Here is a 23,693-nt window from a genome sequence, read left to right on the forward strand (position 1 = left end):
AGTGTTCCGTCACTGGGCCGACCGGGTGAGGTCAGCTCTTCGGCTCGGAGTGGTTCCCTCGTCCGACGTAGACTGATCGATCCGGTACCGGCCGGCCGTCCATCCGACGGCCGGCCGGTCCACCCCCGACGGAGGTGCGTACGGATGACGAGCTCCACGCCCGCACTGGACACCCGACGCCCGCTCGGGCCCCTGCCCCAGGCCGTCCTGCTGGACATGGACGGCACCCTGGTCGACACCGAGGGCTTCTGGTGGGACGCCGAGGTGGAGGTCTTCGGCGCCCTCGGCCATGTGCTCGCCGAGGAGCACCGCGAGGTGGTGGTCGGCGGCCCCATGACCCGCTCGGCCGGCTACCTGATCGAGGTCACAGGCGCCGACATCGGCCTCGACGCGCTGCGCGACCTGCTCAACGAGGCGTTCCTGCGCCGCCTCGACCGTGGCGTGCCCCTGATGCCGGGGGCCCGCCGGCTCCTCACCGAACTGGCCGCCCACGAGGTGCCGACCGCGCTGGTCTCCGCCAGCCACCGCACCGTCATCGACCGGATACTGCGCTCGCTCGGCCCGGAGTTCTTCGCCTGCACCGTCGCTGGCGACGATATCGAGCGCACCAAACCGCACCCCGACCCGTACCTCACCGCCGCGCTGCGGCTGGGCGCCGAGCCCGCGCGCTGCGTCGCCGTCGAGGACACCGCGACGGGCGTCGCCTCGGCCGAGGCCGCCGGCTGCCCGGTGGTGGTCGTCCCCTCGGTGGCCGCCGTGCCGGCCGCGCCGGGACGCACCGTGGTCCGCTCCCTGGAGGAGGTCGATCTCGCCTTCCTCCGCTCCCTCGTCCCGGCCCCGCCTGTGGGTCCGGGGCAGGAACCGCAGGTCACGGCCGTCCCCGATCGCCGCCCGTGAGTCTTCTCACCCGATTTCGTCGCGTTGAGGTCACCCCGCCGACTAAGGTCGGTTGGGCTGAGGAGCTTGAGGAGAGGGGGCCGCGACCGCCAGCCCCGGGAGACGAAGGAACGCCACGTGAAGACACGCTCGGGAAGAGCCCGCCCGGCGCTCGCCCTCTCGGTGGCCGCGACCCTGCTCGCCGGCTGTGGACTGACCGGCGACGACAGCGCCGGACGGGGCCGGCCGATCACGCTGGGCATGACCGACGAGGTGCTCTCCGTCGACCCGGCCTCCGGCTACGACCCCGGCTCCTGGCTGGTGTTCAACAACGTCTTCCAGTCCCTGCTGAGCTTCCCGCCCGGCGCCACCGAGCCACAGCCCGAGGCCGCCGAGCAGTGCGGATTCACCGACCGGGTCAGCCAGCGCTACACCTGCACCCTGCGGGACGACCTCAGCTTCAGCAACGGAAACGCCCTGACCTCGAAGGACGTCAAGTTCTCCTTCGACAGGACGCTGGGCATCGACGACCCCGACGGGCCCGCGGTGATGCTCGCCTCCATCGACCGGATCGAGACCCCGGACGACCGGACGATCACCTTCCACCTCAAGGAACCCGACGCCACGTTCCCGCAGAAGATAGCCTCCGGCGCCGGCTCCATCGTCGACCACCGCGAGTACCAGGCCGACACCCTGCGGACCGACGGGCAGGCGGTCGGATCCGGCGTCTACACCCTGGAGAAGTACACCGCCGACGAGGCCGAGTTCGCCGTCAACCCGGACTACCACGGCCCCGCCGAGGCGCGTAACTCCGGCGTCACCATGCGGCTCTACCACGGCGACCAGCAGGCCCTGGACGCGGCGGTGCGCGCCGGCGAGGTGGACGTCGCCTACCGCGGCCTGACCGCCGAGGACACCGCCGACCTGCACTCCGCGGACCGCAGCGGAAGCGGCGAGCTGAAGGTGGTGGAGGGCAGCAGCGCCGAGGCCCAGTACCTGGTCTTCAACCTCGACGACCCGGTCGCGGGGGAGCCGGCGGTCCGCGAGGCCGTGGCCCGACTCCTCGACCGCGAGGCGCTGGTGCGCGACGTCTACCAGCGCACCGTCGAACCCCTCTACTCGGTCGTCCCCGCCGGGATCACCGGACACACCACGGCCTTCTTCGACCGCTACGGCAGCAACCCCGACCCCGAGGCGGCCGAGGCAGCCCTGCGCGCCGCCGGGATCACCGAGCCGGTGGAGCTGCCGCTCTGGGTCACCCCCACCCGCTTCGGCCCCGACACCGTCGAGGCGTTCGAGCGGCTGGCCGACCAGCTCAACGAGAGCGGCCTCTTCCGCGCCACCGTGGAGAGCGTCCCGGCCGACGAGTTCGCCGAGGGCGTGGCCGCCGGCGAGTTCGGCGCGTTCGTCCGGGGCTGGGTCCCCGACTACCCGGACCCGGAGAACTTCACCGACCCGTTCTTCGGCCCGGACAACGTCCTCGCCAACGGCTATGTCTCGGAGCGGATCAGCCAGGAACTGCTGCCGGCCACCCGCGCCCAGGCCGACCGGGCGCAGTCCGTGGCCGACTTCGCCACCCTCCAGGACATCGTCGCCGAGGACATCCCCCTGATCCCCATCTGGCAGGGCCGCCAGTACGCGGTCGCCGCCGAGAGCATCGGCGGCCTCCAGTGGACGCTGGACGCCTCCACCGTCTTCCGCTTCTGGGAGATCGAGAAGGTCGACCTCTGACCCCGGGCCCCGGGGCGCCGCACCCGGCGAGGGCCTAGTTGCCCGGCCGGACCAGGCCGCTCTCGTAGGCGAACACCGCCGCCTGCACCCGGTCCCGCAGCTCCAACTTGGTGAGCACGTGGCCCACATGGGTCTTGACCGTGGTCTCGCTGACAAAGAGATCGGCCGCGATCTCCGCGTTGGACAGCCCGCGGGCCACCAGCTTGAGCACCTCGACCTCGCGCTCGGTCAACGTGTCCAACGCGTCCGGGACCGGCTCCTCGCCCGACGGCAGCTTGGCGGCGTACATGTCCAACAGCCGGCGGGTGACGCTGGGCGCCAGCATCGCCTCGCCGCCCGCCACCACCCGGATCGCCTGCACCAGTTCGGCGGCCGGCGCGTCCTTCAACAGAAAGCCGCTGGCCCCGGCGCGAAGCGCCTCCACCACGTACTCGTCCAGATCGAAGGTGGTCAGCACCAGCACCTTGACCGGGCCGTCCTTCGCCGGCCCGGTGATCTGCCGCGTCGCCTCCACACCGTCCATCCGGGGCATCCGGATGTCCATCAGCACCACGTCCGGCTGGAGCGCCCGAACCTGGTCCAGCGCCTGCAGGCCGTCCCCGGCCTCACCCACCACGGCCAGGTTGTGCTCGGCCTCCAGGATCATGCGGAAACCCGTGCGCAACAGCGGCTGGTCGTCCACCAGCAGAACGCGGATCGGCATCAAAGGGCCCTTCACTCGGGGGGACGGCCACGGCCGCCGAGATCCACCCGCCATTCTGGCTCACGCCCACCCGCCGGGGGGCGCCGGGCGCTACTCCCGCGCCACGGCCGGCGCCGAGACCCCGCCGGACTGCTCCGGCACCCCGACCGGCCCGACCTGGAGCGGATACGGCGGGGGAGTGCCGCCGAACTCCGGGCAGCGCGCCTGATGATCGCACCAGTCGCAGAGCCGACCCCGCCGAGGCCGCCAGTCGCCCGACTCGGTGGCCCGCTGGATCGCGTCCCACAGCGCGTGCACCTTCCGCTCGACGCCGCGCAGATCCTCCTCCGCCGGGTCGTAGGTGAGCACCTCGCCACTGCCCAGATAGACCAGCTGCAGGCGGCGCGGCACGGTGCCCCGCAGCCGCCAGAGCACCAGGGCGTAGAACTTCATCTGGAAGAGCGCGCCCGCCGCGTACGCCGCCGGCGGGGCCTTGCCCGTCTTGTAGTCCACGATCCGGATCTCGCCGCTCGGCGCCACATCCACCCGGTCGATCACCCCGCGCAGCAGCAGCCCCGAATCCAGCGTGGCCTCCACGAACAACTCCCGCTCCGCCGGCTCAAGACGCGTCGGATCCTCCAACGAGAACCACCGCTCCACCAGCCGCTCGGCCTCCGCGAGAAAGGCCGACAACCGCTCCTCGTCCAACTCCGGTTCGCCCGCCGCCCCCTCGGCCTCGCCCTCCGCTTCCGTTTCCGCTTCCGGCGCCGGCGCGCGGCCGAACAGCTGGGCCAGCTCGGGGCGTTTCGCCAACAGCCGCCGCCACTCCGGGGCCACCAACTCCCGGGCCCTGGGTACGCTCCGCTCCGCCGCCGGCGCGTCGAACACCCGCTCAAGCACCGCATGGACCACCGTGCCCCGGGTGGCCGCCGCGCTGGGCGCCTCCGGCAGTTTGTCGATCACCCGAAAGCGGTAGAGCAGGGGGCACTGCTGGAAGTCGGCGGCCCGGGACGGCGAAAGCGAACGTGGCGGGGAGGCGGCGGTCCGAGTCATGGAGCGAACCCTACGGCGCGTCACTGACAGCCAGCCCATACCATCGACTTCACGTCCACGGCACGGGACGATCGACCGCGACGCGGCAGGCGTCGCGCGCAGCCGCGAGGCGACGAGGGGAACAGGTGGGAGACTCCACGACCGACCAGACGCCCGATCCGGAGAAGCGGGACGAATCCGCCGAGGAGCCACGACGCCGAGGCGGCGGATTCCTGATGGGCCGGGTGCTGGGCGTCCCCGTTTATGTCGCCCCCAGCTGGTTCCTCGTCGCCGCCCTGATCACCTGGTTCTTCGGCAACCAACTCGACCGGGTACTGCCCGAACTCGGCGCCGCACGCTATCTGGTGGCGCTGTTCTTCGCGGTCGCCTTCTACGGCTCCGTGCTGGTCCACGAGCTGGCGCACACCGTCGCCGCGCTCCGCTTCGACCTGCCGGTGCGCCGCATCCAGCTCCAGTTCTTCGGCGGGGTGTCGGAGATCGAGAAGGAATCCCCCACGCCCGGCCGGGAGTTCGTGCTGGCCGGCGTGGGCCCGCTGCTCTCCCTGGTGCTGGCCGGCGTCTTCTATCTCGGGATGCTGACCGTCGAACCGCGCACCGTGCCCGGGGTGCTGCTCGCCGGGCTGATGATCTCCAACCTCATCGTCGCCGTCTTCAACCTGCTGCCGGGACTGCCGCTGGACGGCGGCCGGATGCTGCGCGCCCTGGTCTGGCGGATCACCGGCAGCCCGATGCGCGGCACCGTCGCCGCAGCCTGGACCGGCCGTGGGCTGGCCATCCTGGTGCTGATCGGCTTCCCGCTCGCCACCCACCTCGGCGGGCTCGGCGAACGCGGCTCGTTCAGCGGACTGGAATCCCTCACCGACGCCCTGCTCGCCGCCGTGCTGGCCGCCATCATCTGGACGGGCGCCGGCAACAGCCTGCGGATGGCCAGGCTGCGGGAACGGCTCCCCGCGCTCAACGCCCGCGCCCTCACCCGCCGGGCGGTCCCCGTCACCGGCGAGACGCCGCTCTCCGAGGCGCTGCGCCGCGCCAACGAGGCCGGCGCCCGCGCCCTGGTGGTGGTCGACCCGGAGGGCGCGCCCACCTCGGTGGTGCGGGAGGCGGGCATCGCCGGCGTCCCCGAGCACCGCCGCCCCTGGGTCGCGGTCAGCGGCCTCGCCCAGGAGCTGACGGAGGGCATGCGGGTCCCCGCTGAGCTGACCGGCGAGGATCTGCTGGCGCATCTGCGGGCCACCCCGGCCACCGAGTACCTGGTGGTCGAGGAGACCGGCGAGATCTACGGCGTGCTCTCCACCCGGGACGTCGAGCGCGCCTTCATCGACGCCATGGCCAGAACCGCCCCCGACCCGGGCACCGCGCCCTCCGCCTGACCGCTCGCCCGGGCCCCGGAAGGCCCTCGATTACGGCCGCACCGCGCCTCTGGACTAGGCTGACCGCCATGTCCGAACCGACCGGTGCCGCCCGCCGTCGCGGGCCCTTCCAGGTCGGGGACCAGGTCCAGCTCACCGACCCCAAGGGACGCCACTACACCTTCACGCTCGAAGAGGGAAAGAGCTTCCACACCCACAAGGGAGCCTTCCCCCACGACGAGCTGATCGGTGCCCCCGAGGGAACCGTGGTCCGCACCACGGGAAACGTCGCCTATCTGGCGCTGCGCCCACTGCTCCCCGACTACGTCCTGTCCATGCCACGCGGCGCCGCCGTCGTCTACCCCAAGGACGCGGGGCAGATCCTGGCCATGGCCGACATCTTCCCCGGCGCCCGGGTGGTGGAGGCCGGCGTCGGCTCCGGATCGCTCTCCGCGTTCCTGCTCCGGGCCATCGGTGACCAGGGGATGCTGCACTCCTACGAGCGCAGAACCGACTTCGCCGACATCGCGCGGGAGAACGTCACCCGCTACTTCGGCGCCCCGCACCCCGCCTGGGAGTTGACCGTCGGCGATCTGCAGGACCATCTCTCGGACACCGAGGTGGACCGGGTGATCCTGGACATGCTGGCCCCCTGGGAATGCCTCGACGCGGTCTCCAAGGCGCTGGTCCCCGGCGGGATCCTCTGCGCCTATGTCGCCACCACCACCCAGCTGGCGCGCACCGTCGAGACCATCAGGGAGCACGGCACGTTCAACGAGCCGTCCGCCTGGGAGACCATGGTCCGCACCTGGCATGTGGAGGGTCTGGCGGTCCGTCCCGACCACCGGATGATCGGCCACACCGGCTTCCTGCTGACCGCGCGGCGCCTGGCCGACGGCGTCACCCCGCCGCTGCGCCGCCGCCGCCCGGCGCCCGGCGCCTACGGCTCCGACTACACGGGTCCCGGGTCGGCCGGCTGAACTCCACGCCCACGGGCGGTTCCTGTGGCGGTGGTCCGCGGTCACCAGCGGTACCCCGCCGTTCCGCGGCGGTGTGAGATATGGCACGATGCGGCCCTGCCGGCCGGCAGGCCGTTCGATCCCCAGCGCTCACCCCGCCTCCCAGGAGACCCCCAGCGTGCAGCAATCGGCAGCGTCCTCCCCGGGCACCGCGCCCGAAGGGCTTCCCCACACCCACACCGGCGCGCGCCACTGGCTGGTGACCGCCGTGGCCGTCGCCGCGGTGGCCGGGGCGGCGGCCCTCGTCCAGCCGAACGACGCGGGCGCCACGGCGGCCGAGCCCGCCGACAGCACGGGGCCCGATCCGCTGGCCGCCGTCTACCCGCTGGACTGCGGCCCCTTCGAGGTGCTGGTCACCGACCAGGCCGAGTTGGACCTGGACGCGGACGGCCGGTCCGAGACGGTGGCCGTGGTCCGCTGCGACGCGGGCTCCGGCACCCCGCCCAACGGCATGTACCTGCTGACCCACGGGGACCGGGACGGCGACGCGTCGGCCCCGCCCCGGGTGGCGGCCACCCTGGTGGAGCCCGACGAGGGGATGACGGTCGACGACCTGCGGGCCGAGGAGACCGGCTTCACCGCCCGGCTCGTCGGCTACTCCTCGCTGGACATCCCGCGCTGCTGCCCCGACCTGCTGCGCGACGTCGGCTGGCAGTGGCGCGACGGACGGCTGGAACTGGTCCCCGGGCGCGCCCCCAACAGCGTCTGATCGGCCGCGAGCGCCCCGGCGCCCTCAGTCGGCGTCGGGGCCCAGCACCTCCGTGCGGTCGGCGACCCTGCGGACATGGATGCACTGGCCCGGACAGTCCTTGACCGAGTCGGAGATCTCCCGCAGCAGCGGCAGCGGCACCGGGGCCGTCGCCCCCGGCGCGGTCAGCAACTCGGCCTCCGCCCCCGGCTCGGCCGGCGGCTTCACATAGGCGAGACCGTCGATGTCCAACTCGAACACCTCGGGCGCGTACTGCGCGCAGATTCCGTCTCCGGTGCAGAGGTCCTGGTCGATCCAGACCTCAAGCTCATCGGCCTGGGTCACTTCGTTCCTCGTGGTCATATCGGCTACCGCTCCTGTCGGCTCCTCGTGGGCGACACAGCAAAGGAAGCTGTCCCCGACGGGTGTTGACCACTCACGACGATACAGCCGGCTGCTTTTGGAACGCCCCGGGTGGGTATCCCCCTGGCGTGAGGGAGTGCGCAAGGGTGAAGATCGGACACGCCCCGACCGTCTTTGTGATCTAGGGGTTTCGAACTGCACCGGTCCAGGTAGGGTCTGGAAGCGTCCAGCTCCCCTTGGAGGAGGTGAGGACCGTGGTATCCCAGAACGACGACAGCAACCGCGGCATCCGGTCCGGGCGAGGTTCCGACGACCCGACCCGCCAGATCGCCGAACTTGAGCAGGAGATCACCGTCCTGCGCCGAAAGCTGGCCGATTCGCCGCGGCACACTCGGATTCTCGAAGAGCGGATTGTCGAGCTCCAGACGAATCTGGCCGGTGTTTCCGCGCAGAACGAGCGGCTCGCGACCACACTGCGCGAGGCCCGCGACCAGATCGTGGCTCTCAAGGAAGAAGTGGACCGGCTCGCCCAGCCGCCGTCCGGCTTCGGAGTCTTTCTCGTCGCCAACGAGGACGGCACCGCCGATATCTTCACCGGCGGCCGAAAGCTCCGGGTCAACGTCAGCCCGGGCCTGGAGCTCGACGAGCTGCGCCGTGGCCAGGAGGTCATGCTCAACGAGGCGCTCAACATCGTGGCCGCGATGGAGTTCGAGAGCGCGGGCGACATCGTCACCCTCAAGGAGGTCCTGGAGGACGGCGAGCGCGCCCTGGTGGTCGGCCACACCGACGAGGAGCGGGTGGTCAAGCTCGCCGAGCCGCTGATGGCGGCCACCCTGCGGGCCGGGGACGCGCTGCTGCTCGAACCCCGCTCCGGCTATGTCTTCGAGGTGGTGCCCAAGAGCGAGGTCGAGGAGCTGGTCCTCGAAGAGGTCCCGGACATCGACTACACCAGGATCGGCGGCCTCGGCGGCCAGATCGAGCTGATCAGGGACGCCGTCGAGCTTCCTTACCTCTACCCCGACCTCTTCCGCGAGCACGAGCTGCGGCCCCCCAAGGGCGTGCTGCTCTACGGCCCGCCCGGCTGTGGCAAGACGCTGATCGCCAAGGCGGTCGCCAACTCCCTTGCCAAGAAGGTCGCCGAGGTCACCGGCAAGCCGGCGGGGAAGAGCTTCTTCCTCAACATCAAGGGCCCCGAGCTGCTCAACAAGTACGTCGGCGAGACCGAGCGGCATATCCGCCTGGTCTTCCAGAGGGCCAGGGAGAAGGCCAGCGAGGGCACCCCGGTCATCGTCTTCTTCGACGAGATGGACTCCCTCTTCCGCACCCGTGGCTCCGGCGTCAGCTCGGACGTGGAGAACACCATCGTCCCGCAGCTGCTCTCCGAGATCGACGGCGTGGAGGGCCTGGAGAACGTCATCGTGATCGGCGCCTCCAACCGCGAGGACATGATCGACCCGGCGATCCTGCGCCCGGGGCGGCTCGATGTGAAGATCAAGATCGAGCGTCCCGACGCCGAGGCCGCCCGCGACATCTTCTCCAAGTACCTCACCGCCAGGCTCCCGCTGCACGCCGACGACGTGCAGGAGCACCAGGGCAGCCCGGACGCGGCGATCGACGGCATGATCCAGACCGTCGTGGAGCAGATGTACGCGGAGACCGAGGAGAACCGCTTCCTGGAGGTCACCTACGCCAACGGTGACAAGGAGGTCCTCTACTTCAAGGACTTCAACTCCGGCGCCATGATCCAGAACATCGTGGACCGGGCCAAGAAGATGGCGATCAAGGACTTCCTCGACCACCAGCAGAAGGGCATCCGCGTCTCCCATCTGATCTCGGCCTGTGTGGACGAGTTCAAGGAGAACGAGGACCTGCCCAACACCACCAACCCGGACGACTGGGCCCGGATCTCCGGCAAGAAGGGCGAGCGGATCGTCTTCATCCGCACCCTGGTCACCGGCAAGCAGGGCGGCGACACCGGCCGCTCGATCGACACGGTGGCGAACACCGGCCAGTACCTGTAAGACAGCGCATCCGGCTGCGGGGCACGCGAGGCGTGGCCCGCAGCCGGACGCATTCCCAGACAGTCCCCAAGGAAACTCGCGGTGATCTCCCCACCGCACCCCGTGTCGCCTAGGCTTCTAGCCAGCGAACGGACGGCCGAGGGCCGCCGCGAGGCAAGGAGGGTCGCATGACCGTACGGCGAGTGATGGGCATCGAAACCGAGTACGGCGTCTCCGTCCCCGGCCACCCGAACGCCAATGCCATGCTCTCCTCCTCCCAGGTCGTGAACGCCTACGCGGCGGCGATGCACCGGGCCAGAAGAGCACGCTGGGACTTCGAGGAGGAGAACCCGCTCCGCGACGCACGCGGCTTCGACCTGGCGCGGGACAACGCGGACTCCAGCCAGCTCACCGACGAGGACATCGGCCTGGCCAACGTCATCCTCACCAACGGCGCCCGCCTCTACGTCGACCACGCGCACCCCGAGTACAGCGCCCCCGAGACCACCAACCCGCTGGACGCCGTCCGCTGGGACAAGGCGGGGGAGCGGATCATGGCCGAGGCGGCCAGGCGCGCCGCCGAGGTGCCGGGGGCCCAGCCGATCCTGCTCTACAAGAACAACACGGACAACAAGGGCGCCTCCTACGGCACCCATGAGAACTACCTGATGAAGCGGGAGACGCCGTTCTCCGAGATCGTGCGCCATCTGACGCCGTTCTTCGTCTCCCGGCAGGTGGTCTGCGGCGCCGGCCGGGTCGGCATCGGGCAGGACGGTGGCGAGCACGGCTTCCAGATCAGCCAGCGCGCCGACTACTTCGAGGTCGAGGTCGGCCTGGAGACGACGCTCAAGCGGCCCATCATCAACACCAGGGACGAGCCGCACGCGGACGCCGAGCGCTATCGCCGGCTCCATGTGATCATCGGCGACGCGAACCTCTCCGAGATCTCCACCTACCTCAAGCTGGGCACCACCGCCCTGGTGCTGTCGATGATCGAGGACGGGTTCATCGCCGTCGATCTGGCGGTCGACCAGCCGGTTCGCACCCTCCACCGGGTCAGCCACGATCCGTCCCTCCGCGAGCTGGTCACGCTGCGCAGCGGCCGTCGACTGACCGCGGTGCAGCTCCAGATGGAGTTCTACGAGCTGGCCAGGAAGTATGTCGAGGAGCGCTGGGGCGCGGACGCCGACGCCCAGACGCTGGATGTGCTGACCCGCTGGGAGGAGGTCCTGACCCGGCTGGAGAGCGATCCCATGAGCCTGGCGAACCAGCTGGACTGGGTGGCCAAGCGCGAGCTGATGGAGGGCTACCGGCGGCGCGACGGCCTGGACTGGGACGCCGCCCGGCTGCATCTGGTGGATCTCCAGTACGCGGACGTCCGCCCGGAGAAGGGCCTCTACAACCGGCTGGTCGCCCGGGGCCGGATGACCACCCTCCTCGGCGAGGACGAGGTGGCGGCCGCGCGTCTCGATCCGCCGGAGGACACCAGGGCGTACTTCCGGGGGCGGTGCCTGGAGCGCTACGCGGAGCATGTGGCCGCCGCCTCCTGGGATTCGGTGATCTTCGACCTCCCGGGGCGTGACTCGCTCCAACGGGTGCCCACGATGGACCCGTTGCGAGGCACCAGGGAACACGTCGAGGGCCTGCTGGAGAGCAGCGCCACCGCCCAGGATCTGGTCCGCGCGCTCTCCGGCGGCTGATCGGGGCCCGAGCAGGGAATGATCCAGGTGGTCCCCGGACGTTGTACCGACGAGGAGCCGATGTCAGCCCCGGCTAGTAGGGTCTGATCTTGTTACGTCACAGCTGAGCATGGGGTGAGGGAGATGGCGACCAAGGACACCGGCGGCGGCCAGCAACGGGCGTCGCGTACCAACGAAGAGGTCGAGGAGCAGGCTCAGGACGCCGAGGTCTCGGAGGACCTCAAGGAGCGTCAGGAGGCCCTGACGGACGATGTGGACTCGGTTCTGGACGAGATCGACGAGGTGCTCGAGTCCAACGCCGAGGACTTTGTGCGCAGCTTCGTTCAGAAGGGCGGCCAGTAGCCGGCGGCTGCCAGGTATCGCCTCCGACTCATGTGGATCATGTCCATATGACGGGTAGGGTCCGTGACGTACGCTGCCCCTGCCCGGCCGCACCGCTGGTCCGGAGCAGCGGACCGTTTCTCCTACCTGGAAGGAAACCTGTGGCAGCCAACTCCCACGATCATGGGCGACTCCCGGCGGCCTTCCTGCGGCCGGGGTCGTCCTCGTTTCTGGACTTCCTCACCGAGCACGCGCCGGAGCGGCTTCCGGGCAACCGCGGTCTGCCGCCCATCGAGGGCCCGCTGGAGGCGGTGCACGGCACCACCATCGTGGCGGCCGGCTTCGCCGACGGCGTGGTGCTCGCCGGCGACCGCCGCGCCACGATGGGCAACGTGATCGCCACCAAGGACATGCAGAAGGTCTTCCCGGCCGACGAGTTCTCCGCCGTGGGCATCGCCGGCACGGCGGGTATCGCGGTCGAGTTGGTCAAGCTCTTCCAACTGGAGTTGGAGCACTTCGAGAAGGTCGAGGGCGAGGTGCTCTCCCTGGAGGGCAAGGCCAACCGCCTCGCCGCCATGATCCGGGGCAACCTGGGCATGGCCATGCAGGGCCTGGCGGTGGTCCCGCTCTTCGCCGGTTACGACCTCGACCAGGGCCGGGGCCGGATCTTCTCCTACGACGTGGCCGGCGGTCGCACGGAGGAGACGGGCTTCGCCTCGGTCGGCTCGGGCTCCGTCTTCGCCCGTGGCTCCCTGAAGAAGCTGCACCGCGCTGATCTGACGGAGGATCAGATCGTCACCGTGGTGGTGCAGGCCCTCTATGACGCCGCCGACGACGACTCGGCGACGGGCGGGCCCGATCTCGTCCGCCGGATCTATCCCATCGTCATGGTGATCACCGAGGACGGCATCCGCCGGGTGACCGAGGAGGAGATCTCCGAGGTCGCCAGGGCCGTGCACGAGGGCCGTCTCCAGCTGCCCAACGGGCCCCAGGCGCCCATCGTCTAGCCTCGCGGCGTCGCCCATTCCGCTGTGACCGACCTGACTCGAAGGGACAAACTCCGGTGTCCACGCCGTTCTATGTCTCACCCCAGCAGGCCATGGCCGACCGCGCCGAGTACGCCCGCAAGGGCATCGCGCGCGGACGCAGCCTGGTGGTCCTGCAATACGCCGACGGCATCGTGTTTGTCGCGGAGAACCCCTCGCGCGCGTTGCACAAGGTGAGCGAGATCTACGACCGGATCGCGTTCGCCGCGACCGGCAAGTACAACGAGTACGAGAGCCTGCGGATCGGTGGCACCCGCTATGCCGATCTGCGTGGCTACACCTATGACCGGCAGGATGTCACGGCCAGGGGCCTGGCCAACCTCTATGCCCAGACACTGGGTACGATCTTCTCCGCCACCGTGGAGAAGCCGTACGAGGTCGAGTTGCTGGTCGCCGAGGTGGGGGCGACCCCGGCCGAGGACGAGATCTATCGGCTGCCCCATGACGGTTCGATCATCGACGAGCACGGCTCGGTCGCGGTCGGTGGCAACTCCGATCAGATCGGCAGTTATCTGAGCCAGCGGCACCGCGACGACATGGATCTGGGCGAGGCCCTGCGCCTGGCCGTCGCCTCGCTGGCGCGGGAGAGCGGCGGTGGCGAGCGGGAGTTGAGCAGCGACCAGTTGGAGGTCGCGGTCCTGGACCGCAAGCGGCCCCAACAGCGCAAGTTCAAGCGGCTGTTGAACCGTCAGCTGACCTCCCTGCTGGCCGAGCCGGAGAGCGCGGCGGGCGAGGGCGAGGCCGCTGAGTCCGCCGAGTCCACCGACGATTCCGCGAGCTCGGAGGAGTAGTCCGACCGCCCCGGGCGGCCCGTCAACCACGGGCCGCCCGGGGTCAGTCGGACGATGGCGCCGCCGTCGTCCCCCGGCGCATCAGGCGGACGGGCAGGACGGCGTCCGGCGCCGTTTCGCCGTCCAGCACGGTGAGCAGGGTGCGCATCCCCGCCGCGCCCAGTTCCTCGGCCGGCAGGTTCACCGTGGTCAGCTCCGGCTCCACCGCCGTGGCCAGCGCCAGATCGTCGAAGCCGGTGACCGAGACATCCTCCGGTACCCGCAGGCCCAGTCGGCGGGCCGCCTTGCACGCCCCGGCGGCCAGTAGATCGTCATCGCACACCAGCGCCGTGGGCCGGGGCCGCGCCGCGAGGGCGCGCTCCGCCGCGGCCAGGCCGCCCCGCACGCTCAGCGGCGCGCGCTCCGTGGGCGGCGCGCCTCCCGGCGTCAGCCCGAGCCCGGCGGCGAGCACCCGGGCCCGGACGGCGAACGTCCAGGAGTCCACATCGGCCGCGATATGGGCCACCCGGCGGTGGCCCAGGGCCCGCAGATGCTCCACCACCAGCCGCATCCCGGCCTCGATGTCGGGGTTGACGGTGGCGGCGGCCGGCGCGCGCCCCGGCTCGCTGTCCACCATCACCAGCGGCAGCCCGCCGCCGCTGAGCGCCGTCAGCGCCTCGGCGGCCATCGAGGAGGCCAGCACCCCGTCCAGGGTCGCGCTGGCCGACTCGAAGGGGTCGGGCGCGGGCCCCACCCCCTCGGGCGAGGGGTAGAGCACCAACCGCAGATCCCGTTCGCCCGCCACCCGGGCGGCGCCCGAGTGCATCCGGGCGAAGAAGTCGTTGCTCAGCGCGGGCACCACCACCAGCGCCGTGCGCACCCGGCCCAGGCGCAGGCTGCGGGCCGCCTGGTTGGGCCGGTAGCCCAGCTCGCGCGCCGCGATCCGCACCGCGTCCACCCGGGCCGGCGACACCCGGCCGCGCCAGCGCTCGCGCAGCACCAGCGAGACCGTCGCCTGCGAGACCCCGGCGCGCTCCGCGACATCGCGGCTGGTGGGGGGACGTGTTCCGGTCACTGGCTCTTCCTTGTCGTCGGATCGGCCCATCGTACGTAGAATCAAGGGCGTTATACGTAATACTTCGACGAAGGGTGAACAGATGGCCACGGGCTATCGGGAGCTGCTGGCGGCGCCGCATGTGGCGCGACTGCTGACCGGCACGCTGGTCGGCCGGCTGCCGCACGGCACCGCGCCGCTGGCCATCCTGCTGTTCACCCGGGCCGAGGGCGGCAGCTACTCGCTGGCCGGCGCGCTGGCCGCCGCGCACGGGTTGGCCACCGCCGTCGGTCAGCCGCTGCTCGGGCGGCTCGTCGACAAGTACGGGCAGCCCCGGGTGATGTTCCCGGCCGCGCTGGTCTCGGCCCTGGCCATGATCGCCTTCGCCCTGCTGGGCACCGGCGCCGTGGTGCCGGCCTTCGCCGCCGTGGCGCTCGCCGGGCTCACCACGCCGCCGCTCGAAGGCGCCCTGCGGGCGCTCTGGACCACCGTGCTGGGTGCCGGCGACCGGCTGCGCCGGGCGTACGCGCTGGACGCCGTGGCCCAGGAACTGATGTTCGCCGGCGGCCCGTTGCTGGTGATGCTGCTTGTCGCGGCCTGGTCCGAGGCGGCGGCGCTGCTGGTGATCAACATCGTCGGGCTGCTCGGCGCGGCGTCCGTGGTGGTGTCGGCGCCGTCCCGGAGCTGGCGGGGCGCGGAGCGGGAGGCCCACTGGCTGGGCGCGCTGCGCTCCGGCGGGCTGCTCGCCGTGCTGGGCTGCTTCCTCTGCGTGGGCATGGCGCTGGGGGCGATCTCGGTGGCCGCCGTGGCCTACGCCGACGCCAGGGGCGAGGAGTTGGTGGCCAGCTATCTGCTCTCCGCGCTCGGGGTCGGCGCCCTGGTCGGCGGCCTCGCCTACGGCGCCAGGCCCTGGGCGGGTGCCCCCGAGCCCCGGTTGGTGTGGCTGGTGGGGCTGCTGGCCGCCGGCTATGTCCCGCTGGCGCTGGTGCCCGCCTCCGTGCCGCTGATGACCCTGCTCGCCGGGATCAGCGGGATCTTTCTGGCACCCGCCCTGGCCTGCTCGTTCGTGGTGATCGACCGCCATGCGCCGCGCGGCACCGTGACCGAGGCGTTCTCCTGGCTGGTGACCACCTTCGGCGTCGGCGCGGCGCTGGGCACCGCCGCCGCGGGGCCGGTGATCGAGTGGGGCGAGGAGGCCGCCGGGTTCGCGGTGGCCGGCGTCGCCGGCTGGCTCGCGGTCCTGGTGCTGCTCGCCACCCGGCGGGTTCTCGCGGTTCCCGACCGCGCGCCAACGCCTGCGCCGGAATCGCGAAATGATCGAAACGCCGCGCTCGAACCCGGTTTCAGAAGCGGGCATCAGGCGTAATGTTCACTCATGGATCGCCGCATTTTCGGGCTGGAGAACGAGTACGGCGTCACCTGTACGTTCCGTGGCCAGCGACGGCTGTCCCCGGACGAGGTGGCGCGGTACCTCTTCCGTCGCGTCGTGTCATGGGGCCGTAGCAGCAACGTGTTTCTGCGTAACGGCGCCCGGTTGTATCTGGACGTGGGTTCGCACCCGGAGTACGCCACTCCCGAGTGTGACAACGTCACCGAACTCATCACGCACGACAAGGCGGGTGAGCGCATTCTCGAAGGGCTGTTGGTCGACGCGGAACGCCGCCTGCACGAAGAAGGCATCGCGGGGGACGTCTACCTCTTCAAGAACAACACCGACTCCGCCGGGAATTCCTACGGCTGCCACGAGAACTACTTGGTCGCCCGGCACGGGGAGTTCTCCCGGCTGGCCGATGTGCTGATCCCGTTCCTGGTCACCCGGCAGCTGATCTGTGGCGCCGGAAAGGTGCTCCAGACGCCGCGTGGCGCCGTGTTCTGCGTCAGCCAGCGCGCGGAGCACATCTGGGAGGGGGTCAGCTCGGCGACCACCCGCTCGCGGCCCATCATCAACACCAGGGACGAGCCGCACGCCGACGCCGAGCGGTACCGCCGGCTGCATGTCATCGTGGGCGACTCCAACATGTCCGAGACGACGATGCTGCTCAAGGTCGGCGCCACCGACCTCGTGCTGCGCATGATCGAGGCCGGCACGGTGATGCGGGACCTCACCCTGGAGAACCCGATCCGGGCCATCCGCGAGGTGAGCCACGACACCACGGGGCAGCGCAAGGTGCGGCTGGCCACCGGGCGGGAGGCCTCCGCCCTGGAGATCCAACAGGAGTACTACGAGAAGGCGTTGGACTTCTGCGAGCGGCGCGGGATGCGCTCCGGCACCACCGAGCAGGTCCTGGAGCTGTGGGGGCGGACGCTGGAGGCGATCCGCGCCGAGGAGCTGGACAAGATCAACACCGAGATCGACTGGGTCATGAAGTACCAGCTGATCGAGCGCTACCGCGCCAAGCACAACCTCACCATGTCGCATCCCAGGGTCGCCCAGATAGACCTCGCCTACCACGACATCCACCGCCGCCGCGGCCTCTACTACCTGCTGGAACGCCGCGGGCAGGCACAACGCATCTGCAACGACCTCAAGATCTTCCAGGGGAAGTCCGTTCCCCCCCAGACCACCAGGGCCAGGCTGCGCGGCGACTTCATCCGCAGGGCGCAGGAGCAGCGGCGCGACTTCACGGTGGACTGGGTGCATCTCAAGCTCAACGACCAGGCCCAGCGCACGGTGCTCTGCAAGGACCCGTTCCGGTCGGTCGACGAGCGGGTGGAGAAGCTGATCGCGGGCATGTGAGCGGCCCCTGAGAAGGAGCCGAGGCCGTAGGGTGGGCGGGACCAGCGGGGTCCCGCCCCGGCCGTTCCTACCGCGAGTTGGATTCATGATCCCCACACAACGAGCGCACCGCGTCCTCGCGGCGCTGGCAGTGCCGGCGTTCCTGCTGACAGCGGCCTGCGGGTCCGATTCCGCCGACGAGTCCTCGGCCGAGACCTCCGAGGAGGCCACCGAGGAGGTCTTCGAGGAGGGCGCGTCCCTGGCCACCGTCTCGGGCAAGCCGGGCGAGCAGCCGGAGATCGAGATCGACGAGGACGCCTCCGTGCCCGGCGGCGTCTCCGTCGAGGTGCTGAACGAGGGGGACGGGCCGGAGATCGCCGAGGGCGCCTATCTGCGGATGGACGTGGTGGCCACCACGGTCGAGCAGGAGACGGAGCTGGTCAACACCTGGATCAACGCCGAGGGCGAGCCGATCGAGCCCGCCGACAACGGCGCCAGGCCCCAGGTGATCGCCCAGGCCAATGTCGAGTCCTCGCTGCCGCAGGCCGTGACCGCGCCGCTGGTCGGGCAGAAGGTCGGCAGCCGGGTGCAGGTCGAGGGCAACGTGGGGGACCTGCTCGGCCCGGCCGTGCAGCAGATCCCCAGCCTCTCCGAGGACGACGGGGTGGTCTGGGTCTTCGACATCCGGGGGGCGTCCGACGTCGATCCGGCGGGTTCGGTCGAGGGCGAGCAGGCGGCCACCGAGGACGGGCTGCCGGCCGTGGAGCTGACGGACGCCGGGCCCGAGATCACCATCCCCGAGGGCGAGGACCCGCCCGCCGAGCTGCGTGAACAGTTGCTGGTCGAGGGCGATGGACCCGAGGTCACCGACGGGCAGGCGCTCGTCGTGCAGTACACCGGTGTCACCTGGGCGGACGGCGAGGTGTTTGACTCCTCCTGGGAACGTGAGTCCGCATCCGCGTTCCAGATCGGCACCGGCTCCGTGGTCCCCGGTTGGGACCAGGGCCTGGTCGGCAAGAACGTCGGCGACCGGGTCCTGCTGGTGCTTCCGCCCGACATGGCCTATGGCGACCAGGAGAACGGCGGTATCCCCGCCGGCTCCACGCTGGTCTTCGTGGTGGACATCATCGGTGCCGCCTGAGCGTGGCCGGCCGGGGGGATCCGTCGATCGCCCCGCCGAGCGCGCCGCGTCGGCACCATCGCAGTGGAACGATCCTTCGTAGGAGTGGTTTTAGGTGAACATCGACAAGCCCGAGGTTGACTTTCCGGGTGGCGAGCCGCCGGCCGACCTGGAGATCAAGGACCTCTGGCTGGGCGAGGGCCCGGTCGCCGAGGCCGGCGCCCAGGTCTCCGTCCACTACGTGGGCGTCTCGTTCAGCACGGGTGAGGAGTTCGACGCCAGCTGGAACCGTGGCACGCCGCTGCGCTTCCAGCTCGGCGCCGGGCAGGTCATCTCCGGCTGGGACCGGGGTGTGCAGGGGATGCGGGTCGGCGGCCGGCGGCAGCTGACCATCCCGCCGCACCTGGCCTACGGCGACGCCGGGGCCGGTGGCCGGATCAAGCCGGGGGAGACGTTGATCTTCGTCTGCGATCTGGTCTCGGTCTGATCGCACCGGACACAGGCGGTACCGTGGGCCCATCCCCTCGTGGGATGGGCCCACGCGCGTCCCATGGGGCGGGGTTCGCCCGGTTGTTTCGAGGGTTCGTCGTAGAGAGGGGTGGCGCGGCGATGGCGATCGCCAAGGCCGAGCGGCTGATGAACCTGGCCCTGTGCCTGCTGAACACCGGCCGCCCGCTGAGCAAGCGCGAACTGCGCACGTCCATCGAGGCGTATATCGAGGTCACCTCGGAGGACGCGTTCAACCGCACCTTCGAACGCGACAAGGACGACCTGCGGGAACTCGGCATGGTGATCGAGACCGTGGAGAGCATCGACGGCGAGGTGGGCTATCTCGCCCGGCGGGACCGCAACCAGCTGCCGCCGGTCACCCTGGACGCCGAGGAGGCCGCCGCCCTCGGTCTGGTCGCCAAGGTCTGGCAGCAGGCCAGGCTCGCCGGCGCCGCCAGTGGCGCCCTGCAGAAGCTCCGCGCCGCCGGCATCCCGTTGGCCGAGGCCGAACAGGACCGCTACAGCGCCCTGGAGCCCCGGGTGCCGGCCGGGGAGGCCGCGTTCGAGCCGCTGATGATCGCCTGCCGCGACCGGCGCGTCGTCACCTTCGCCTACCGCAAGTCCAACGCGGCCAGCCCCGGCAGCCGGCAGGTCGAGCCGTGGGCGCTGGAGTGCTGGCACGGCAACTGGTATCTGGCCGGCTGGGATCGGGGCCGAGGGGCCGAGCGGGTCTTCCGGCTCTCCAGGATCGTGGGCAACGTCCGTTCCCGCGTGGGGGAGTTCACCGCCCCGGTGCCCGACCAGATCGCGGTGCGCGAGCAGGTCGCCGGGTTCGCCGGCGAGCATGCCACCGCGCAGGCCAGGATCCGGCTGCGCGTCGGCGCCGGCTATCCGCTGCGCGCCCGGGCCACCCGGGTCACCGGACGGGACGCGGAGTGGGACGATCTGGAGATCCCCTACGGGCACGGACTGGACGCCTGGCTCGCCGAGTTCGGCCCGGACGTCCTGGTGCTGGAGCCGGCCGAGCTGCGGGCCGATGTGCTGGACCGGCTGCGCGCGGTCGCCAAGGGCTGAGCGGCCGGGACGGCCGGGGGAGACGAGCAAGGAACGGCAGCGAGGGGGAAGGACCGACATGGCGACAACCGCCATCGACCGCACCAGGCGGCTGCTGTCCCTGGTGACCTATCTGAAGGAGCGGCCCGGCGCCCGGGTGGACGAGGTCGCGCGCGCCTTCGGCGTCACCCAGGACGAGCTGATCTCCGACCTCAGCGTGCTGCCGATGTGCGGCACCAGCTTCCGGGGCGGCGATCTCCTGGACATCGACACCGACGGCGAGCACATCTGGTGGCACAACGCCGAGGCCACCGGCACATCCAGCGGGCAGCCGCTGCGGCTGGCCGCCGACGAGGCGACGGCGCTGCTGGTCGCGGCCCGTGCGGTGGCCACCATGCCCGGGCTGCGGGACGGGGACCGCGACGCGCTGCTGCGGCTGACGGCCAAGCTGGAGGCGGCGGCCGGGGAGAGCGCCAGGGCCAGCTCCCGGGTCTCCGTCACCTTCGAGTCCGAGGGCGGGGTCTTCGCCGAGGTCGACCGGGCCATCGCGGAGCGCCGCCGGCTGCGCATCCGCTACTACTCGCCGGGGCGGGACGAGCTGACCGACCGGGAGATCGACCCGATCCGGCTGTTCGCCGTCGGCCACACCTATGTGGAGGCGTGGTGCCACCGCACCGAGGCCAGGCGCACCTTCCGTCTCGACCGGGTGGCCAGGATCGAGCTGTTGGACGTGCCGGCCGATCCGCCGCCGATCGAGCCGCGTGATCTGAGCGAGGGCCTGGTGCAGGCCGCGCCCACCGATCCCGAGGTGGTGATCGAGGTGGGGCCCGGCGGGCGTTGGGTCGCCGAGTACTACGCGCACGACACCGCCGATGAGCTGCCGGACGGCGGGCTGCGCGTCACGCTGCGCACCCCCGATCCGGCCACGTTGCGGCGGCTGGCGCTGCGGCTCGGCGGCGACGGCCGGATCATCTCGCCGCCCGAGCTGGCGACCAGCGCGCGGGAGGCGGCCAGGGCCGCGCTGCGGCACTACGAGGAGCAGGGGTAGTCGTGTTCTGGCCGATGCTGCAGGTGGCGCTCGCCTTCGTCGGCACCGCCGTGCTGGGCGTGCTGGCGGTCCGGGTGGGTCTTGAGGTGCGGCGTCTCTCCCGGGCCGTGGGGGACGGCGCGGAGCGGATCAGCCGCGCGACGGAGCAGCTGGAACAGTCGGCGGCGCCGCTCGCCGCGCGCACCGGGGCACTGCGCCGGGAGTTCGACGGGGCGCCCGAGGGGAGCCGTGGCACCGGCCCCGGCGGGGGGAACAGCGGGAAGATCCGGAAAGAATAGGACGACGCCCAAGCATTGCTTTCGGTTTACCCCTGGGCGTTAAGATTGCTGATCGTGCGGCATGGTGGACAGGAATGTCCGCGTCCGCGCAGCGTCAGCTCCATTCTTGTGGAGAGACTCGAAGAGAGAGAAGACACGCCATGGGCGGTATCTCCCCTATGCAGCTTCTGCTCGTCGCCCTTGTCGTCGTGTTGATCTTTGGCTCCAAGCGCCTGCCGGACACCGCCAGGGCGTTGGGCAAGTCGATGCGGATCATGAAGAGCGAGACGGCCGCCATGAAGGCGGACGGCAAGGACGCGGAGGCGTCCGCGCCGTCCGACGCGGAGCCGACCGTCGCCCCCCGGAGCATTCAGCCGGCCCCCGGTGAGACGAGCGCCGCCCGGCCCGTCGACGAGCCCAAGGGCACGTCCCAGGGCTGACGTTGGCCGGTGCCGCACCGGTAGCCGGAGAAGGGGCAGTGAGAGCAGGCGGTCGGGCGGATGCCGGCCGCCCGACGAGATGAGGACGTGGGTGCCCAAGACCACGCGGAAGCGGGAGAAGGACCCCGAGGGGCGGATGCCGCTCACGGAGCATCTCCGGGAGTTGCGCAACCGGCTCGGGATCGCGGTCCTCGCGGTGGTCATCGTCGCGATCGTCGCCGCCTTCTTCGCCAAGGACATCATGGACTTCCTCGTGGAGCCGGTGCCCATGTGCGACTACGGCGACCCCGCGGCGGAGGACAAGCGCTGTGCCGTCCTCGCGCAGAACGGCCTGACCGCTCCGTTCGCCACCTACCTCAGGGTCTCGCTGCTGGTGGGCCTCATCGGGGCCTCGCCGGTCTGGCTCTACCAGTTCTGGGCCTTCATCGCCCCCGGCCTGCACCGGAACGAGAAGAAGTACAGCCGCGCCGTGGTCGCGGTCGGGGTGCCGCTGTTCCTGGTCGGCACCTACTTCGCCTACTGGCTGCTGCCCCGGGCCATTCCGGTGCTGCTGAGCTTCAGCGCCGACGACGCGCAGAACTTCGTCACCGTCGAGGAAGTGCTGGACATCAGCGTCCGACTGGCGCTCGCCTTCGGTATCTCCTTCGAACTGCCCCTGCTGCTCGTTCTGTTGAACCTGGGCGGTGTGGTCTCCGGCCAGCGGATGATCAGTTGGTGGCGGTGGATGGTGATGGGCATCGCGATCTTCGCGGCCATCATCACGCCGACCGATGTGATGACGATGATCGCCCTCCAGGTCCCCGTCACCGGCCTCTACTTCCTGGCCTGCGGTATCGCCCTGCTCAACGACCGCAGGCGCCGCAGGAACAACCCGGACGCCCAGCTGGACGACGAGGAGGCATCCAGGCTCGATCTGACGCCGGAGCCGGTCGGCCCCGCCGAGCGGATCCGTAGCGACGACGGCGGCCCGGTCAACGGATACGACGACGACGTGACATGAGCGGCGAGGTGACCCTGCTGGTCAATCCGGTGGCCGGGCAGGGGCGCGGACGGCGTGCCGCCGCGCCGGTCGCGCGGACGCTGCGCGACGCCGGGATCGCCGTACGGGTGCTCGTCGGCCTCGACGCCGAGGATGCGGTGCGCCGGGCCGGGGCGGCGGTGGCCGCCGGCACGGGCGCCCTGGTCGCGGTCGGCGGGGACGGGATGGCCGCGCTGGCCCTGCGCGTCGTCGCCGGCACGGCCACCCCGCTGGGGCTGGTCGGGGTCGGCACCGGCAACGATGTGGCCAGGGCGTTCGGCCTGCCGGTGCGCGATCCGGTGGCCGCCGCCCGGGTCGTCGCCGAGGCGCTCAAGCGCGGCGCGCCGCGCGCCGTCGATCTGGGGCGGGTGGGCGACACCTGGTTCGGCAGCGTGCTGGCCACCGGCTTCGACGCCCGGGTCAACGATCGCGCCAACCGGATGCGCTGGCCGCGCGGCGGACTGCGCTACGACCTGGCGGTGGTGGCCGAGCTGGCCACCCTGCGTCCCGCGCCCTACCGGATCAGCCTGGACGGCGGCCCCTGGCGTGAGCTGGACGCGACGCTGGTCGCGGTGGGCAACGGGCCCAGCTACGGCGGCGGCATGCGGATCTGCGCGGAGGCCAGGACGGACGACGGCCTGCTGGACGTCACGGTGGTCGGCCCCTGCGGGCGCGGCACCCTGCTGCGGGTCTTCCCCCGGGTCTATCGGGGCACCCATCTCGACCATCCGGTCGTCACCGGCTACCGGGCCCGCCGGGTCGCGCTGACCGCGCCCGGTGTCGTCGGCTACGCGGACGGTGAGCGGGTGGGCCCGCTCCCTCTGGTGGCCGAGTGCGTACCCGGCGCCGTGCGGGTGCTGACCGCCGCCGACTGAGTCCTGCGCCCCGGCCGCAGCCGCC

At 71.2% G+C, this 23,693-nt stretch carries 24 protein-coding genes; 20 read left to right on the top strand and 4 right to left on the bottom strand.

Annotation, left to right across the window (positions count from 1 at the left end; genetic code table 11):
* Positions 1-144 precede the first annotated feature (144 nt).
* Together AOM46_RS24900 and AOM46_RS24905 are read left to right on the top strand one after the other, a co-directional pair.
* A complete protein-coding gene (locus AOM46_RS24900) occupies positions 145-897 on the top strand; it encodes an HAD family phosphatase (protein ID WP_062215330.1) in 753 nt (250 codons plus the stop codon).
* Between the two features lie 117 nt (positions 898-1,014).
* Positions 1,015-2,607 (top strand): ABC transporter substrate-binding protein, encoded by a 1,593-nt coding sequence (locus AOM46_RS24905; RefSeq protein ID WP_062215331.1) that lies wholly within the window; start codon positions 1,015-1,017, stop codon positions 2,605-2,607.
* A 34-nt stretch (positions 2,608-2,641) separates the two neighbouring features.
* On the opposite strand, the gene AOM46_RS24910 is transcribed toward AOM46_RS24905, so the two are convergent.
* The gene (locus AOM46_RS24910) at positions 2,642-3,310 is read right to left on the bottom strand and encodes a response regulator transcription factor (RefSeq protein WP_062215333.1); all 669 of its coding nucleotides are present in this window, start codon (positions 3,308-3,310) and stop codon (positions 2,642-2,644) included.
* Positions 3,311-3,400: 90 nt separating this feature from the next.
* Positions 3,401-4,342, bottom strand: coding sequence for a PD-(D/E)XK nuclease family protein (locus AOM46_RS24915; protein ID WP_078857171.1), 942 nt, complete (start codon positions 4,340-4,342; stop codon positions 3,401-3,403).
* A gap of 125 nt (positions 4,343-4,467) precedes the next feature.
* On the opposite strand from AOM46_RS24915, the gene AOM46_RS24920 reads away from it, so the two are divergent.
* From AOM46_RS24920 to AOM46_RS24930, 3 genes are all read left to right on the top strand, one after another.
* Positions 4,468-5,712 (top strand): site-2 protease family protein, encoded by a 1,245-nt coding sequence (locus tag AOM46_RS24920; RefSeq protein WP_062215337.1) that lies wholly within the window; start codon positions 4,468-4,470, stop codon positions 5,710-5,712.
* A gap of 68 nt (positions 5,713-5,780) precedes the next feature.
* Complete coding sequence (locus tag AOM46_RS24925) at positions 5,781-6,671, top strand: tRNA (adenine-N1)-methyltransferase (protein WP_062215339.1); 891 nt, start codon at positions 5,781-5,783, stop codon at positions 6,669-6,671.
* A gap of 157 nt (positions 6,672-6,828) precedes the next feature.
* Positions 6,829-7,419, top strand: a complete 591-nt coding sequence (locus AOM46_RS24930) for a hypothetical protein (protein ID WP_062215341.1) — start codon at positions 6,829-6,831, stop codon at positions 7,417-7,419.
* Between the two features lie 24 nt (positions 7,420-7,443).
* On the opposite strand, the gene AOM46_RS24935 is transcribed toward AOM46_RS24930, so the two are convergent.
* Positions 7,444-7,761: a ferredoxin gene (locus AOM46_RS24935; protein WP_062215344.1), complete on the bottom strand. Its 318-nt coding sequence runs from the start codon at positions 7,759-7,761 to the stop codon at positions 7,444-7,446.
* 236 nt (positions 7,762-7,997) lie between these two features.
* Here AOM46_RS24935 and arc point away from each other — a divergent pair, with 236 nt between their 5' ends.
* From arc to prcA, 5 genes are all read left to right on the top strand, one after another.
* A complete protein-coding gene (gene arc / locus AOM46_RS24940) occupies positions 7,998-9,782 on the top strand; it encodes a proteasome ATPase (protein ID WP_370592765.1) in 1,785 nt (594 codons plus the stop codon).
* Positions 9,783-9,949: 167 nt separating this feature from the next.
* Positions 9,950-11,461, top strand: coding sequence for a depupylase/deamidase Dop (gene dop, locus AOM46_RS24945; RefSeq protein WP_078857172.1), 1,512 nt, complete (start codon positions 9,950-9,952; stop codon positions 11,459-11,461).
* 123 nt (positions 11,462-11,584) lie between these two features.
* The gene (locus AOM46_RS24950; protein ID WP_062215349.1) at positions 11,585-11,803 is read left to right on the top strand and encodes a ubiquitin-like protein Pup; all 219 of its coding nucleotides are present in this window, start codon (positions 11,585-11,587) and stop codon (positions 11,801-11,803) included.
* A gap of 140 nt (positions 11,804-11,943) precedes the next feature.
* Positions 11,944-12,789: a proteasome subunit beta gene (gene prcB, locus AOM46_RS24955; RefSeq protein ID WP_062215351.1), complete on the top strand. Its 846-nt coding sequence runs from the start codon at positions 11,944-11,946 to the stop codon at positions 12,787-12,789.
* A gap of 56 nt (positions 12,790-12,845) precedes the next feature.
* The gene (gene prcA, locus AOM46_RS24960) at positions 12,846-13,619 is read left to right on the top strand and encodes a proteasome subunit alpha (protein ID WP_062215353.1); all 774 of its coding nucleotides are present in this window, start codon (positions 12,846-12,848) and stop codon (positions 13,617-13,619) included.
* Between the two features lie 43 nt (positions 13,620-13,662).
* On the opposite strand, the gene AOM46_RS24965 is transcribed toward prcA, so the two are convergent.
* Positions 13,663-14,703, bottom strand: a complete 1,041-nt coding sequence (locus tag AOM46_RS24965) for a LacI family DNA-binding transcriptional regulator (RefSeq protein ID WP_062215355.1) — start codon at positions 14,701-14,703, stop codon at positions 13,663-13,665.
* A 52-nt stretch (positions 14,704-14,755) separates the two neighbouring features.
* Between AOM46_RS24965 and AOM46_RS24970 the strand changes: the two genes are divergently transcribed.
* The 10 genes from AOM46_RS24970 to AOM46_RS25015 all read left to right on the top strand — a co-directional run bounded on the left by AOM46_RS24970 (position 14,756) and on the right by AOM46_RS25015 (position 23,668).
* Positions 14,756-16,018, top strand: coding sequence for an MFS transporter (locus AOM46_RS24970; RefSeq protein WP_062215357.1), 1,263 nt, complete (start codon positions 14,756-14,758; stop codon positions 16,016-16,018).
* 9 nt (positions 16,019-16,027) lie between these two features.
* A complete protein-coding gene (pafA, locus tag AOM46_RS24975) occupies positions 16,028-17,389 on the top strand; it encodes a Pup--protein ligase (RefSeq protein WP_062215359.1) in 1,362 nt (453 codons plus the stop codon).
* A gap of 85 nt (positions 17,390-17,474) precedes the next feature.
* Entirely contained in the window at positions 17,475-18,509 is a 1,035-nt protein-coding gene (locus tag AOM46_RS24980; protein WP_067226574.1) for an FKBP-type peptidyl-prolyl cis-trans isomerase, read from the top strand.
* A 94-nt stretch (positions 18,510-18,603) separates the two neighbouring features.
* Positions 18,604-18,975, top strand: coding sequence for an FKBP-type peptidyl-prolyl cis-trans isomerase (locus AOM46_RS24985; protein WP_062215363.1), 372 nt, complete (start codon positions 18,604-18,606; stop codon positions 18,973-18,975).
* Positions 18,976-19,097: 122 nt separating this feature from the next.
* Positions 19,098-20,051 carry a YafY family protein gene (locus AOM46_RS24990; RefSeq protein WP_062215364.1) on the top strand — a complete coding sequence of 318 codons (954 nt, stop codon included), beginning with the start codon at positions 19,098-19,100 and terminating at the stop codon, positions 20,049-20,051.
* A 58-nt stretch (positions 20,052-20,109) separates the two neighbouring features.
* Entirely contained in the window at positions 20,110-21,078 is a 969-nt protein-coding gene (locus tag AOM46_RS24995; protein WP_062215371.1) for a YafY family protein, read from the top strand.
* 2 nt (positions 21,079-21,080) lie between these two features.
* Positions 21,081-21,356: a hypothetical protein gene (locus AOM46_RS25000; protein ID WP_234313991.1), complete on the top strand. Its 276-nt coding sequence runs from the start codon at positions 21,081-21,083 to the stop codon at positions 21,354-21,356.
* Between the two features lie 140 nt (positions 21,357-21,496).
* Entirely contained in the window at positions 21,497-21,775 is a 279-nt protein-coding gene (gene tatA, locus AOM46_RS25005) for a Sec-independent protein translocase subunit TatA (RefSeq protein WP_062215373.1), read from the top strand.
* 91 nt (positions 21,776-21,866) lie between these two features.
* The gene (gene tatC / locus AOM46_RS25010) at positions 21,867-22,775 is read left to right on the top strand and encodes a twin-arginine translocase subunit TatC (RefSeq protein ID WP_062215375.1); all 909 of its coding nucleotides are present in this window, start codon (positions 21,867-21,869) and stop codon (positions 22,773-22,775) included.
* A complete protein-coding gene (locus tag AOM46_RS25015; RefSeq protein WP_062215377.1) occupies positions 22,772-23,668 on the top strand; it encodes a diacylglycerol kinase in 897 nt (298 codons plus the stop codon). Before tatC ends, AOM46_RS25015 begins: the two co-directional genes overlap by 4 nt.
* Positions 23,669-23,693: the final 25 nt, after the last annotated feature.

Source organism: Streptomyces sp. NBRC 109706, assembly GCF_000974485.1.
Lineage (GTDB): Bacteria > Actinomycetota > Actinomycetes > Streptomycetales > Streptomycetaceae > Streptomyces.